Genomic DNA, 598 nt, shown 5'->3' on the forward strand with positions numbered 1-598 from the left:
GCGGGCGTTGGCGTCGCGATATTGCGCGTAGTCGGCTTGGGCGCGGTCAGCCTCTGCTTGGAGGGTCGGATTAGCCGCGGCCTGTCGGCGCTGTTTCTCGGCTTGCAGCTCCAGATAACGGCTGGTCAGGTCGCCGAGCGCGTGGCTGGCGCGGAGCGAGAAGGCGTGGATCTGACGCTCGATCTCGGCCTGCTCGTCGCGCAGGGCGTTGCGTTGCAGATCCAGGGCGCGCAGGGCGAGATGCAGCAGGGCGGTCTGTTGATGTTTGACGGGCGCGCGTTCGGCGCTGCCGGTGAGATAGTCATCGATCCAGGTCAGGGCATCGTCGCTGTGCTGGTCTTGCAGGGCGGCGAACAGCGGGTCGAGCCCCAGCGCGTGGCGGGCGGGTTGGAGCTTGTCGAGCTGGGCGTTCAAGGTGTCCCAGTCTTCCAGCAGCAGAAGGTTGCGGACGATTTCCAGGCGGCGGCGGACTTCGGCGGGGTCGATGCCCTGGAAGCCGAGACCGTGGTCGCGTAGCAAGGTTTGGAAGGCGTCGAGATAGTCGGCGCCGATGGCTTTTCGATTCGCGATCCCAAGGCCCATCGATCGGAGGACAATA

1 protein-coding gene is annotated in these 598 nt (G+C 65.9%); it reads right to left on the reverse strand.

Features of this window, described 5'->3' with window-relative positions; translation table 11 throughout:
- On the reverse strand, positions 1 to 598 hold a 598-nt coding region (locus CKO40_RS23865), incomplete at both ends, for a hypothetical protein (RefSeq protein WP_200348947.1).

It is taken from the genome of Halochromatium glycolicum, from assembly GCF_016584085.1.
GTDB classification, from domain to species: domain Bacteria; phylum Pseudomonadota; class Gammaproteobacteria; order Chromatiales; family Chromatiaceae; genus Lamprobacter; species Lamprobacter glycolicus.